This window comes from Mesorhizobium sp. Z1-4, assembly GCF_004000235.1.
Classification (GTDB): Bacteria; Pseudomonadota; Alphaproteobacteria; order Rhizobiales; family Rhizobiaceae; genus RCIO01.
In genome coordinates this window covers 98,465-110,874 of the sequence record NZ_RCIO01000003.1, presented here as the reverse complement: position 1 = coordinate 110,874, position 12,410 = coordinate 98,465, and the positions used below count along the sequence as shown (strand labels likewise).

At 61.3% G+C, this 12,410-nt stretch carries 14 protein-coding genes; 5 read left to right on the top strand and 9 right to left on the bottom strand.

All coding sequences use genetic code 11. The annotated features are described in order from the left end of the window. Positions 1-4: 4 nt before the first annotated feature. Together EP165_RS11940 and EP165_RS20840 are read left to right on the top strand one after the other, a co-directional pair. Positions 5-1,177, top strand: a complete 1,173-nt coding sequence (locus EP165_RS11940) for a lytic murein transglycosylase (RefSeq protein WP_127522829.1) — start codon at positions 5-7, stop codon at positions 1,175-1,177. A 95-nt stretch (positions 1,178-1,272) separates the two neighbouring features. Next, a complete protein-coding gene (locus tag EP165_RS20840) occupies positions 1,273-1,749 on the top strand; it encodes a thermonuclease family protein (RefSeq protein WP_501981677.1) in 477 nt (158 codons plus the stop codon). A gap of 88 nt (positions 1,750-1,837) precedes the next feature. On the opposite strand, the gene EP165_RS11930 is transcribed toward EP165_RS20840, so the two are convergent. From EP165_RS11930 to EP165_RS11910, 5 genes are all read right to left on the bottom strand, one after another. Next, positions 1,838-2,710, bottom strand: a complete 873-nt coding sequence (locus EP165_RS11930) for a T3SS effector HopA1 family protein (RefSeq protein WP_127522827.1) — start codon at positions 2,708-2,710, stop codon at positions 1,838-1,840. Positions 2,711-2,713: 3 nt separating this feature from the next. After that, a complete protein-coding gene (locus EP165_RS11925) occupies positions 2,714-3,550 on the bottom strand; it encodes a phosphotransferase (RefSeq protein ID WP_164743021.1) in 837 nt (278 codons plus the stop codon). 146 nt (positions 3,551-3,696) lie between these two features. Next, positions 3,697-4,005 carry a hypothetical protein gene (locus tag EP165_RS11920; RefSeq protein WP_127522823.1) on the bottom strand — a complete coding sequence of 103 codons (309 nt, stop codon included), beginning with the start codon at positions 4,003-4,005 and terminating at the stop codon, positions 3,697-3,699. 154 nt (positions 4,006-4,159) lie between these two features. Continuing rightward, the gene (locus tag EP165_RS11915) at positions 4,160-4,510 is read right to left on the bottom strand and encodes a VOC family protein (protein WP_127522820.1); all 351 of its coding nucleotides are present in this window, start codon (positions 4,508-4,510) and stop codon (positions 4,160-4,162) included. A gap of 62 nt (positions 4,511-4,572) precedes the next feature. Further along, positions 4,573-5,793 (bottom strand): alanine racemase, encoded by a 1,221-nt coding sequence (locus tag EP165_RS11910; protein WP_127522818.1) that lies wholly within the window; start codon positions 5,791-5,793, stop codon positions 4,573-4,575. Between the two features lie 162 nt (positions 5,794-5,955). Here EP165_RS11910 and EP165_RS11905 point away from each other — a divergent pair, with 162 nt between their 5' ends. Next, a complete protein-coding gene (locus EP165_RS11905) occupies positions 5,956-6,879 on the top strand; it encodes a DMT family transporter (RefSeq protein WP_245440119.1) in 924 nt (307 codons plus the stop codon). Between the two features lie 350 nt (positions 6,880-7,229). Here the strand turns inward: EP165_RS11905 and metF are convergent, their stop codons facing one another. Continuing rightward, on the bottom strand, positions 7,230-8,150 hold the full coding sequence (metF, locus tag EP165_RS11900; RefSeq protein WP_127522814.1) for a methylenetetrahydrofolate reductase [NAD(P)H]: 921 nt from the start codon (positions 8,148-8,150) through the stop codon (positions 7,230-7,232). 1 nt (position 8,151) lies between these two features. Next, positions 8,152-9,171, bottom strand: coding sequence for an ArsR/SmtB family transcription factor (locus EP165_RS11895; protein WP_127522812.1), 1,020 nt, complete (start codon positions 9,169-9,171; stop codon positions 8,152-8,154). A gap of 87 nt (positions 9,172-9,258) precedes the next feature. On the opposite strand from EP165_RS11895, the gene tsaA reads away from it, so the two are divergent. Beyond that, a complete protein-coding gene (gene tsaA, locus EP165_RS11890) occupies positions 9,259-9,750 on the top strand; it encodes a tRNA (N6-threonylcarbamoyladenosine(37)-N6)-methyltransferase TrmO (RefSeq protein ID WP_127522810.1) in 492 nt (163 codons plus the stop codon). Further along, positions 9,747-10,055, top strand: coding sequence for a DUF2293 domain-containing protein (locus EP165_RS11885; RefSeq protein WP_127522808.1), 309 nt, complete (start codon positions 9,747-9,749; stop codon positions 10,053-10,055). Before tsaA ends, EP165_RS11885 begins: the two co-directional genes overlap by 4 nt. Positions 10,056-10,154: 99 nt before the next feature. Here EP165_RS11885 and EP165_RS11880 read toward each other — a convergent pair whose 3' ends face one another. Next, entirely contained in the window at positions 10,155-10,769 is a 615-nt protein-coding gene (locus EP165_RS11880; RefSeq protein ID WP_127522806.1) for an MOSC domain-containing protein, read from the bottom strand. Between the two features lie 93 nt (positions 10,770-10,862). Continuing rightward, entirely contained in the window at positions 10,863-11,984 is a 1,122-nt protein-coding gene (locus tag EP165_RS11875; protein WP_127523510.1) for a beta-ketoacyl-ACP synthase III, read from the bottom strand. Positions 11,985-12,410: the final 426 nt, after the last annotated feature.

The following is a 12,410-nucleotide window of genomic DNA, read 5'->3' as shown; positions in this document are numbered from 1 at the left end:
GAACATGAAAATTCCCGCCCTGGTTCTTTCCGCCACGCTAGGCCTCTCGGCCCCGGCCTTCGCTCAGCAATGCGGTGGCGATTTCGGCGCCTGGAAAAATCAGGTCACGCAGGAAGCCCAGCAGGCGGGAATTGGCCAGCGCGGCATGACTGCGCTCGGCGGCGCGCGCATCGACCAGAAGGTGCTGTCGCGTGACCGTGCGCAGGGTGTCTTCAACCAGACCTTCACCGAATTTGCGGGCCGCATGATCAGTTCCTACCGGCTGAAGAACGGTGCCGCGAATATCAGGAAATACGCCTCCGTATTCGCCAGGGCGGAGGCCGATTACGGCGTGCCGGCCGCCGTCATCACCGCCTTCTGGGCGCTCGAAACCGATTTCGGCGCCGTCCAGGGCGACTTCAACACGCTGAACGCCATCGTTACCCTGGCGCATGATTGCCGCCGCCCCGAAATCTTCCGGCCGCAGATCTTGCCGCTGCTCAAGCTGATCGATTCCGGTGCCTACCCCGCCAACGTCACCGGCGCCTGGGCCGGCGAGATCGGCCAGACCCAGATGCTGCCCTCCGACATTCTGACCAAGGGAGTGGACGGCGACGGCGACGGCAGGGTCGACATGAAGAACTCGGTGCCGGATGTCATTCTGACCACCGCCAGCAAGATCAAATCGCGCGGCTGGCTTCCGGGTGTTCCGTGGATGGAGGAGGTGCGCGTGCCCGCCTCTCTGCCATGGGAACAGACGGGCATTGTCACCCGCCTGCCGGTCTCGCAATGGGCCGCCTGGGGCGTGACCAGACGCGACGGCAGCCCGCTCACCAACACCAATCTTGAGGCCGGGCTGGCGCTGCCGATGGGCCACAAGGGCCCCGCATTTCTGGTCTACCCGAACTACAACCTCTATCTCGAGTGGAACCAGTCCTTCATCTACACGCTGACGGCTGCCAACCTTGCGACCCGTTTCACCGGCGCACCGAAATTCGACCCGCGCAATCCCGAACGCGGCCTCGACACCGCGTCGATGAAGCGGCTGCAATCGACGCTTGAAGCCCGTGGCTACGATGTCGGCGGCGCGGACGGCATTCTGGGCGAAAAGACCCGCGCCGCCGTGCGCGACGAGCAGCTGCGCCTCGGTTTCCCCGCCGACGGCTGGCCGACGCCTGCTCTGCTTTCGAAGCTTTAGAAAGTAATAACCGAATCCGCTTTTACGCGAATTCTTTCTACGCTTACAGCGATCCGACGCTATGATAAAATTGATCTAGCGGAGATTGCGACAATTTGTTTCGGATAATTGTTCGGCTATTGTTTGGAGGCTTGCGGCGAGAACGCCGCAAGTCACTGGTAGTCGTAAGTCGAGAGGTCCAGCCCGCTAGACCTGAAACGATCATTCGCGGGCGCTGTTGGGTCATTGACGGCGACACAATCATAATCGACAAAATTCGGATTCGACTTGCCGGGATCGACGCTCCGGAACTCGAGCACCCTTGGGGCAAGAAGTCGAAGTGGGCGCTGGTCCAGCTTTGCAGAGGCCAGATTATTACGGCACACGTTCGGCCGGACTTGTCTTATGATCGTGTCGTCGCCGAATGCTACTTGCCGGACGGTCGCGACCTGTCGGCAATTTTGGTCAGTTCCGGGCTTGCGCTCGACTGGCCCAAATTTTCAGGCGGCAAGTACCTGCATCTGGAAACGGCCGACGCACGACGGAAACTATGGCGCGCCGATGCGCGGCAAAGAGGCCGGCTTCGTTTGTAGAGCCGTGGCCCGCTGCCAGCGGACGGCTGGCCGACGCATGCCCTGTTTTCGAAGCTTTGGAGCCGAACCTGAGCTGAAGCCGGCAGGCTCAGCCACATGCCTGTAAAAGCCGGTACGGGTGCAAAGGATCCCGTCCGGCGGACAGGATCATGTCTTCTAGCGCCGTTGCATTCGAGTTATCCGCGTCTTCGCCGGAACTCGCGGCAACCACCCCGCTTACCCATTGCCCAAAGCTCATTTCACGGCCGGACTCGGGGTCGAGGTGGTCCTGTGCCCACGCAATTCCGGGTCGGATACGCTTCGACGCCAGTGGTTCGACCTCGCGTAGCCGCAGCTTGGCGAGAAAGTCGTCCGACAACGCGTCAATGATCTCATCGAGCTCCGAAAGCCGCGCATACAAAACTGCGGCATCCGATCGAAAATACATGCGCGGATGGGCCAGAACCTTGACTGCGTAGTCCTCCGCGATGCTGTCGATGACATCCACCAGACCGGTCAGCACAGTCGGGGCCGCCGATGGCGAAATCGCGAAATAGACCTTGACCCGTTCCGCAACTGGCACGCTGGCAAGCCCGCCTTTGGCTGCGGACATGAAACCGGGCGATTGCGTGAGCGAAAACGCCAACGTCTGCGCATTGTCGGGTCCGCATGTTTCATTCGCCCGGCTTCGGCAGGTGAAACTCCTTTGCCCGCCTGCGAAATTGCCGCCGGCCACACAGGCAGCGGATTTGAGCGATGTCGCACGATAGACCGATACCCCGCTCGCCACCCAGTTCACGAAATCGCCGTCGAGGAACGAGACGGGGATGTTCCTCAGATTGCGGCGCGCCGAGTAGACGGAAAAATAGACATGCCGAAGCATCTCGCTTTCTGATTTGAAGCTGGAGCGAAGCGCCGAAGAGCTCGCCTGCATGATTGCATCCTGCAGCTGCTCCAGTGAGTGATCCGGCATACCGCCCATCGACTAACCCATGTGCAACTTGCTCTGCCCGATATGCTTCACGACTTCGATCACGGCCCGGTCCAGCGGGTCGAGCTGCCGCTTGAACATCAGCCCGGAGGCAACCTGTTCGAGCATGTAAAGCTGGACCATCGTCGCGAACGAGTGTGTACTTGGCGCTGGAAGTCCGTGTCGATCCAGCAGTTTGGCATATTCGTGAAAGAGTTGCTGTGCCGCCGCGAACATCTGGGAGAACGAGGGCGTTTCCTCTTTCGAGGCGATCGTCGCGGCAAAAAACACCATCCCGACGCAGCTGGCGATGCTCCATCCCGCCGGCCCGCTGGAAAAGAGTTCCCAGTCGATGAGGAAGACGTCGCCGCCCCGAAGCAGAACGTTGTCGAGCTTGATATCGCCGTGGGTCGGCGCAAGCGGCAAATCATCGACGAGGTCAACCGCCTCTTGCGAGACGATGCCGCCTTCCTGGATCGTTCTGAAAAGCTCCTCAAGGGGTGCATTGCAATCCAGAACCTGGGAACAATCAGGTTCCGGAAAACAAAACGGAACCGCGCGTTTCGGCACTCGGTCCACGAGATCCCGCCGCACATCGAGCACGGCGAGCGAAGCCGCCATGCTGTGGATCGGTGCGAAGAAATCCTGCAGCCCGTTCAACACCGTATCCCTCAGCGTTGCAGCGTCGGGCAGGAACGGAATAACCGAGACGTCATGGGCCGCAATCGAGCGGACACCCTCAATCAGCCCTGGCATTCCAGCGATTGCTTCATATGCGAAGGCTTCGCCCCCATTCGACTTGCCGTTCGATTGCTTGACGAGATAGCTCCGTCCGTCTGCGGTCTCGCACACGAACATCCGGTTGCGGCCGCTTTGCAGGTGAGGCCGAACGCCGGTCACTCGCGAAGCAGGACAGAACGTGCCGACGATCGAGCGGGCCCGTCGACTGTTAAGCCGAAAGGCGCCCGCCGACGATTCAGCAGCCAACTACCGTTCTACTACTTGCAGGTGATGATGGGATGGCTCGCGGTTATCGTGATCGTGGTGGTAAGTGTGATCGTTGGACCGATCACAATTTCGCCGCCGACCTCGTTTTTGGCCTCCGCGAGCAAGATGTCGAGCTCCGCAAGATCGGACTTGGAAGGCCCTGCCGCCTCCGGCCCCGAAGCGATTGCTTGAATGTCTGTCTGCGCTGCAACAGATTCCAGCAAATCTGAAAGCGCTTTCTGCTCTGCCTGGTTGAGGTCTGAATAGAAATTCTGCAGCTTGCTTGAAAGCGATTTAGCGGTTTCGAGGCTACTCGGCATAGTTTCCTCCCAACAGATGAAGCTAATATATGCAAGTTGGTCGAGACATGCAGAAAATGCAATCCCCAATTACCGCAAGAAGCAATCTTGAATTTAAGAATCTCCCAAAACATCCAGCTTTGAAGATCAGTCAGAAACTAGTCATCATAATAACTTAACGATGCATCACTATGTTCACCAGCCGGCCAAACGGGTCGCGTACGTAGAAGCGGCGCACGCCCCATGGTTCGTCGGCAGGGCCGTACTCGACTGCAAATCCGGCTGACCTGCAGCGCCGCAGGGCCTCTTCGACATCGTCGACCTCGATTGACATGTCCGGCACCGGCGTGCCGGACCCGCCTTCGCTCATGACGCTGATCTGAACCTTCATGCGCTCTTCGGCGCCGAAGGTGACGATCCAGCCCATGTCCATGAGGACATCAAGCCCGAGTACGTCTTCGTAGAATGCGCGGGCGGCTTCCACTTTGTCAGCCGCCAGATTGGTAACGATCCGCTTGACCTTCATCGTTCGAACCTCCGGCAGCTGCGTTGAGATTAGGACCGGCCTGAAATGAATGACAACACGCGCTAATCCGCCATCGTTTCCAGGCTGGCGAAGCCCTGCGGTGCGTCGCCCTCCTCGAAGGAAGTCGTCACTTCCACGAAAGTGTCGGGATAAAACCCGTTGAAGCGCGTCCTGAGTGACAGTGAATACGCGCCGATATGGCCGATCTCGATCCAGTCGCCGGTGTCGATCGTTTCAGGCAGCCAGAACGGCCGCGACAGAATATCGACGCTGTCGCAGGTCGCCCCGCACACCTTGAACGGCACGATGTTTTCCGCCTTGCCGTTGCGCGAGCGGATCGCGGGGTCGGGGATGAAACGCGCCGGCAAGGTGATCTTGCCGGTCCAGCTGTCCGACAGCGAGGCCCAGATACCGTCATTGATGTAGAGCCGCCTGCCCTTGCGCAAAAGCACGCGCACAATGAGCGAGAAGGCCCGCGCCACAATCACCCGCCCCGGCTCAGCCACCAGCGGTACCTCGTCGAAACCCCATTCGGTAATGTCGGCTCTCAGCCGCGCCATCAGTTCGTCCTGCGAAGGCAGGTCCGGCGCCTTGCGGTTCGGGTCATGGCCGTATTCGGCCGGGAAACCGCCACCGACATCGAGCCCGGCAATCGGCGCATTGCAGCGGTTGCGCACCCAGTCGGCCGAGGCCAGCGCCCGCTCGTAAGTTTCCGGGTCGTTGATCTGGCTGCCGACATGGAAGCAGATGCCGACCTTGTATCCGGTGCGCGCCAGCCGGTCGATGAGCTCCACCGCGGCGGCCGGCCCGGCGCCGAACTTCTTTGACAACTCGTATGCGGCACTGCCCTTGGTTTGTATGCGCACGAACACCGTCATCGAGCCCGGATCGATGTCGAGCGCCCGCACGACCCGCGTCAGCTTGGTGACTTCGTCTTCATGGTCGATTGCGATGACACGGATGCCGTAATGCTCCAGCGCCAGCCTTATGTCGGACTGTGCCTTCACCGGGTGCATGTAGAGCATCTCCGCCGTGGGCGCGACCGAGCGCACGGCGGCGAACTCTGCCGGCGAGGCCACATCGAACGTATCGACCCCGGCTTCCGCAAGCGTCTTCAGCACCAGTTCCTCGCCATTGGTCTTCACCGCATAGGCGGTCTTGCCGGGAAACAGCTCCATGAAGCGCCTGGCATCGGCCTTCAGCACCTGCGGGCGAAAACAGTAGACCGGGTCGTCGGGCCTGAGAGCCAGGGCGGTCTCGCGGGCGTTTTTGAACGTCTGCACGGGAATCCTCTGATGGTGCGTCGAGCCTATCAGCAGCCCGCGCTGCGAAAAAGACGCCTCTGCCAGCCATGCACCGCTGGCTGGCCCTGTTCCGTTTTCGGGTGGTACGGGCAAAGGCACGCGCTACGATCCCTCTTCCCGTATCGACCACTGGCTATCAACGTGACACCTCAACCGTCCATTTCCGCCCGCGACTGGTTCCTGATCCTGCTGCTCGGGGCCATCTGGGGCGGCTCGTTCTTTTTCGCCCGCATCGCGGTTCAGGAAATCCCGCCGCTGACGCTGGTTCTGTTGCGTGTCTCGCTCGCGGCTGCAGCCCTTCATCTCTACCTGGCGCTGCGCGGGCCGTCCTTCCGCGCCGCATTGCCGCTGGCGCTGAGCTTCGTCGGAATGGCAATGCTCAACAACGTGATTCCGTTTTCGCTGATGTTTGCCGGTCAGACGGCGATCGGCGCCGGACTGGCTTCGGTTCTCAATGCCACCACACCGTTCTGGACCATGCTTCTCGCCAATGCCTTCCTGGCAGACGAGAAGCTCACGCGCCTCAAGGTGATCGGCGTCGTGCTCGGCATCACCGGTACTGCGGTGATGGTCGGTCCGGGCATCGTCGCCGGGCTTGGCGGCCCCGTATGGGCCAAGCTGGCGCTCGTCGGCACCGCACTGTCTTACGGATTTGCGTTCATATTCGCGCGCCGGTTCAAAGGCGTAGCGCCCGAACTTCTGGCCACCGGCCAGCTCACCGCCTCGACCATTATCATGATACCCGTCGTGCTGGCGCTGGACGGCGTATCTGGCTTCATCGGTGTCTCGGCGGGCGCATGGTGGTCGGTCGCCGGCCTCGCGCTTCTCGCCACGGCATTCGCATATATCCTATATTTTTCAATACTTTCGTCGGCCGGCGCCACCAATGCATCGCTGGTTACGCTGATTGTCCCGGTAAGCGCGATCCTGCTCGGCACCGCCTTTCTGGGCGAACGGCTGGAGCTGTTCGAAATTGCCGGCATGGCGCTGATCGGCTTCGGACTCGTCGTTGTGGACGGCCGTCTCTTCACCAGCCGCCGAAATGCGAAACCGCAGGCAGGCTGACGTTGGGGAACCGTTTTTTCGGAGCTCGGACTAAAGAAAATTGTCAACAGCTGCCAATCCGGGAATTTCACAATGAATTGGCGCGCCTAGACGAAAGTCTTAGACGGAATTTCCCTGGCCGCGCTGCATTGCAGCATAATATCCGCTTGTTTGCCGCCGCTTCTGACTTAGACTCGCACGCATAGTCGATAGAGGAGGCTATGACATGGGACTTTCCAGACCTATCAACGCACTGGTGTTCTGTGCCGTATTCGCTTTCATAGGCGCAGCCGTCGTGGGGCTGCTTCCCTGAGGCCCACCAATCAGGGACTGAAATCAGGAAAGGCCGGCTTGAAGCCGGCCTTTCTCATTCAGGCGGCCGCGGCGTCCGACCCGCCATTGGCCGGCTGCGGCCTGATCCCGATCATATGGCAGATGGCGAAGGCCAGATCGGCACGGTTCATCGTATAGAAGTGAAAGTCTGAAACGCCGCGCTCGATCAGGTCCAGCACCTGCTCGGACGCAACCGCAGCCGCGACCAGAGCATGCGTCTGCGGGTCGTCCTGAAGCCCGTCGAACCGCTCCGCCAGCCATGCCGGCACATGCGCGCCGCAACGCGTGGCGAAACTGGCCACCTGTTTGAAATTGTGCACCGGCTGGATACCCGGCACGATCGGGATGTAGATGCCGGCGCGGCGCGCACGCTCGACATAGCGCTCGTAAAGATCGTTATCGAAGAAGAACTGGGTGATCGCGCGCGTCGCGCCATTGTCGACCTTGCGCTTCAGCATGTCGAAGTCGGTCGCGAAATCGGGGCTTTGCGGGTGCTTTTCCGGGTAAGCGGCGACCGAGACGTCGAAATCGCCCTGCTTGCGAATCGCGCCAACCAGCTCGGCGCCGTTGGAATAGCCGTCGGGATGCGGGCGATAGCGCGCGCCCACCCCCTCCGCCGGATCGCCGCGCAGCGCGACGAAGTTGCGAATGCCCATCGCGACAAACTCGGCGATCACCTCGTCCACCTGGCCCCGGCTTGCGTCGACGCAGGTCATGTGCGCTGCGGGCACGAGGCGGCTTTGCGTAAGAATGCGGTTGACCGTGCGGGCCGTGCGTTCCCGCGTCGAGCCGCCGGCGCCATAGGTTACCGAAACGAAATGCGGCGCCAGCGGCTCAAGCCGCTTTACCGTCTCCCAAAGGCGCGTTTCCATTGCCTCGCTCTTCGGCGGAAAGAACTCGAATGACACACGCACCCCGTCGCCAAGATCGGGGCGGCGGGAAAATCGAAACTGGGACATGTCAGGCCGTCTCCGTAGGCGGTGATTGGGGTGTGTCGGTGTCGGCGATCAGCAGCCTGCGGTCGCGCGCGAACCAGAGTTTTACCGTGAGCCCGGGGGCTGCGGCGGCGCGGCGGTCGAAATCGCGCTTTTCGAGAAGCTCCAGGCCGGCCTCGGAAAGCCATTCCTCGATCTGGCGGTCGGAAAAGCCAAGCTTCACATGCGCATGTTCGTCGCGCAGAAATTCGAGCCCGTGCGGAGCGAAATCGACGATCAGCAGCCGTCCGGCGGGCCTCAGCAATCTTGCAGCCTCGGCCACCGCAAGCGCGGGATCGTCCAGATAATGCAGCACCTGATGCATGGTCACCAGATCGGCGGAATCGCGCTCCACCGGCGGTGCGTAGAGGTCGCCCTGCCGCACCTGCGCGTTGGTGATGCCGGCACTGTCGAGATTGGCGCGTGCGACCGACAGCATCTCGCGCGACAGGTCGATGCCCATACCGCGCCGGTAGAGCGGCGCAAACAGTTCCAGAAGCCGGCCGGTGCCCGTGCCGAGATCGACCATCGACTGGAAAGGCGCTTCGCCGACCAGTTTCAGCATCGCCGTCTCGACGGCCTGGTCGGGCACGTGCAGCGAACGGATACGGTCCCAGCTTGCCGCATTGGCACTGAAATATTCCGACGCGCGCTTTTCCCGCCGCTTCTTGACCGCCGAAAGACGCTCAAGGTCGCGGCTTACCACGGGATCGGCGAGGTCGATCCGCGCAACCACACCGCCGATGAACTCGCGCGCTGCCTCGCTGTCCGACAGCCGGAAATAAGCCCAGGAGCCTTCCTGGTACCGGTCTATCAGCTGCGCATCGAGCAGCAGCTTGAGATGGCGCGAAACGCGCGGCTGCGACTGGTTGAGCACCTCCGTCACGTCGGAAACCGTGAGGTCGCCGCGCGACAGAAGCGTCAGGATGCGCAGGCGGCTGGATTCGGCTGCCGCCTTCAAGGTATCAACCATCGCATCGAGCGCGACGGAGGTCCGGCTAAGCATGGCTTCTCCCATCAGATATAAAGATATCTTTATATCATTTTCAAGCGAGCGGCAAGACCTGTCCGGAATGCGACGGGGAATAGCGCAATGAGCCAACGGCGCGAAGGCGAGACAGCCCTTGATTTTGACCCTGCCGAGCTGCAGGGCGACGGCCATATTGTCTTCATCGGGCGTGTTTCATCGCCATGGAAAAGCCGGGACGAGTGCCCGAAGAACATGGCCGACGCGCGCGAGACGGGCAAAACTGCCAGCCTCACCATCGATGCGCCCTACCGGCGAGGGCTCTCGGGTCTGGAGCGCTACACCCACGTCGTGCTTCTGAGCTGGTTCGACCGCTCGCGCCGTGACCTGATCCTGCAGAACCCGCGCCATGCGGATACGCCGCGCGGCACCTTTTCGCTGCGCTCTCCGGTGCGGCCCAACCCGATCGGCATGCATGTCGCAAAGCTCGTCTCGCTGGATATCGAGACCGGCATTCTCGAGATCGACGCAATCGACCTTCTCGACGGCACGCCGATCATCGATGTGAAGCCCTATTTCGCCTCGATCGACGCTTTTCCGGATGCCGCGAAATCATGACCGCACGCACCGGCCGGCAGCGCGCAATTGCGAAGGCGCTGACCGCACTCCTGCCAATCGCGCCTTATGCCGACATCGAAGCGATCCGTGAGGCGGCACTTGCACGCAAGATGCGCGAACTGCCGCCGTCGATCGCTGTGTGGATCGCAACGGTGGCGCATGTGCGCCATGTTCACACGCAATACGACCAACTGCTCGACGAGGGTTACGACCGCGATGCCGCGCGACACTTCGTAATCGACGAGATCAACCAGGTCCTGACGGCTTGGAGGGCGACACGGTTGGTGGAGGAAGATGAAGACTAAGGCAGTAGGGCGGTATTTGATGAATGTTGAACATCGCAACCTTCAGCCAACTCAATGCCTTACTGACTTACTGCCCTATTCCCCTATTCCCCTACTCCCCTAACTGTAGATCCACTGCTCCGGTATCCGCACCGAGACCTTCTCCCCGCGCTTGACCGTGCCGGGCTTTTCCACCCAGCCGACCAGCCCGCGCAGCCTTTTTGCAGCCTTTGGGAAAAGCAGCGAGCCCGCCTCATGGTCGCGCATATGTGCGTTTTCAGCTACCGCGCGTCCGGCGACACGGCACGGGCCATTCTGCGCGTCGACCTTGATCGTCACGCCGCCTGAAAAGAACAGCAGCGTGCCGGCCGGCAGCATGGAAAGCTGCGGCACGCCTGAGATCAGGAGATTGGCGCCGACCCATTCCGGCCGCACTTCACGGATTTCCATACCCCGCGCGATCTGAGCCAGTTCGTCGGGCGCGACGATCGAAATCTGCCGTTCGTTGCGTATTTCCGTCCCGCGCGGGTACCAGGGCTCGCGACCGCCCGAGCGCCGCGTGGTGCCGGCATGAAAGTCGCCCTCCACGCCTTCGAAGGTAAGCGTGAGCTCATCGACCTCGCGGCTCTGGAAATGGCCGAAGGGCGCGTCGTAGACACCCGCGACCTCACCCAACAGCTTCTTGGCCGGAACGATATCGGGACCATCGTCCCGGCGCGCGAATGTATCGAGCATCGAACTTCCTCCTTTGACGGCGTGCAAGATGCCACGCAGAGGCGTCAGGTCCAGCGAATATGATTGATGCGTAGCGGCGCGCCGGCTGATGGCTCACATCATGCGCAGCAGCGCACCGCCGATCGAATAGCCGGCGCCGAACGCGCACAAAAGCCCGTGCTCGCCGGGCTTCATATCGGCATGTGTGCGCTCCATCGCAACGATAGCACCGGCGGCCGCCGTATTGCCGAGTTCCTCCAGCACCGTCGGCGCCCTGTCCTGGCCGACCTCGTGGCCGAAAGAGAGTTTGAGGATCATTGCATTCATGCGCGCATTGGCCTGGTGCAGCCAGAAGCGGCGGATGTCCTGCGGCTTGTGACCGTGTTCGTCGAGAAAATCGACGATGAACTTGTGGCCCGCCACCGTCACTTCCTTGAAGACCCGGTTGCCGACCTGCTTGATCATGTTGCCGGCCATCGGCACCGACGAGGTATCCTCCTGTGCGGCGCGGTTCAGGAAGCCGAAATTGGTGCGGATATTGTTGGAGAACTGTGTCCAGGTGCGCGTGTCGACAATCTCGAACCGCCCTGCCCGCTCTTCCTCGCCCTCCAGCGCCTCGACGAGCAGCGCCGATGAGGCGTCGCCGAAGATGAAATGCGTCTGCCGGTCGCGGAAATTGAGATGCCCGGTGATGATCTCCGGCGTCACCACCAGCACACGCTTCTGCGCGCCCGTGCGCACCAGATTGAACGCCATGTGCAGGCCGGCCGCGGCCGACGAGCAGCCCAGGCTCATGTCGAAGGCCGAACCCGACGTGCCGAGCTCTTTCTGGATTTCGATGGCAATTGCCGGATAAGGCCGCTGCTGATGCGATGCCGAGCAGATCACCATGTCGACTTCGGACGCCTCGACACCGGCGTGTTTCAGCGCCTTCCTGGCGGCTGCGACGCCGAACTCCGCCATGATCGAGATCTGGTCGTCGGGCCGCTCGGCAATGCGCGGCGTCATACGGTCGGGATCGAGAATGCCGTCCGGCACCAGCACGTGGCGGGTTTTCACGCCTGATGCATATTCGATGAATTCGGCGCTGGAACCCGGCAGCGGCTCCAGGCCATCGGCCTCGCGCTTCACATTCTCCTTGGCGACCCAGGCATTGAAGCTCGCCACGAGCTCGTCATTGGTGATGACATGCTCCGGCACTTCGACGCCGATGCCTGAAATGCAGGCGCGCTGCAGAAGCCTGTGTTCCCCGTGCCCGGCGCCGCCTGCCAGCACCGTGTCGTCAACCCGCCTCAACATATTCATCGCCTGTTGCTGCCCTTCTCCGCATTCGCATCGCGGCGCACGGAGCTACACGTCCCACTCGGCTGTTAACAACCTAGTGCGAAACGCCCGTGAAATTCCAGGCAATTCTTTCATACGGCCGTATGCAAAGCGTTACCGGGGGCGAGGCTCGTAGGAGTCCCGCAATGCCTAAGTTAAATCATTCATTGATTGTTCAAAAAAGATCTGAAAAGATCGGGTCCGTTCAGATCGCGGGAGGCGAGAGGTGAGCCAACAAAAGCAGATTCCAATCAGCATAGAGGTGTTCGCAGCAATTTGGCGCAATCACCGTGCCGGAGAGCAGACTGAGGATGAGATCCTAAGAAGACTGCTGCTTGC

Bases quoted from the DNA above. Each gene is read 5' to 3' on its own strand.
- EP165_RS11885 (WP_127522808.1), top strand. From the start codon at position 9,747: ATGACCGCACGCACCGGCCGGCAGCGCGCAATTGCGAAGGCGCTGACC.
- EP165_RS11920 (WP_127522823.1), bottom strand. From the start codon at position 4,005: ATGCCGAGTAGCCTCGAAACCGCTAAATCGCTTTCAAGCAAGCTGCAG.
- metF (WP_127522814.1), bottom strand. From the start codon at position 8,150: ATGTCCCAGTTTCGATTTTCCCGCCGCCCCGATCTTGGCGACGGGGTG.
- EP165_RS11930 (WP_127522827.1), bottom strand. From the start codon at position 2,710: ATGGGCGGTATGCCGGATCACTCACTGGAGCAGCTGCAGGATGCAATC.
- EP165_RS11880 (WP_127522806.1), bottom strand. From the start codon at position 10,769: ATGCTCGATACATTCGCGCGCCGGGACGATGGTCCCGATATCGTTCCG.
- tsaA (WP_127522810.1), top strand. From the start codon at position 9,259: ATGAGCCAACGGCGCGAAGGCGAGACAGCCCTTGATTTTGACCCTGCC.
- EP165_RS11940 (WP_127522829.1), top strand. From the start codon at position 5: ATGAAAATTCCCGCCCTGGTTCTTTCCGCCACGCTAGGCCTCTCGGCC.
- EP165_RS11915 (WP_127522820.1), bottom strand. From the start codon at position 4,510: ATGAAGGTCAAGCGGATCGTTACCAATCTGGCGGCTGACAAAGTGGAA.
- EP165_RS11895 (WP_127522812.1), bottom strand. From the start codon at position 9,171: ATGCTTAGCCGGACCTCCGTCGCGCTCGATGCGATGGTTGATACCTTG.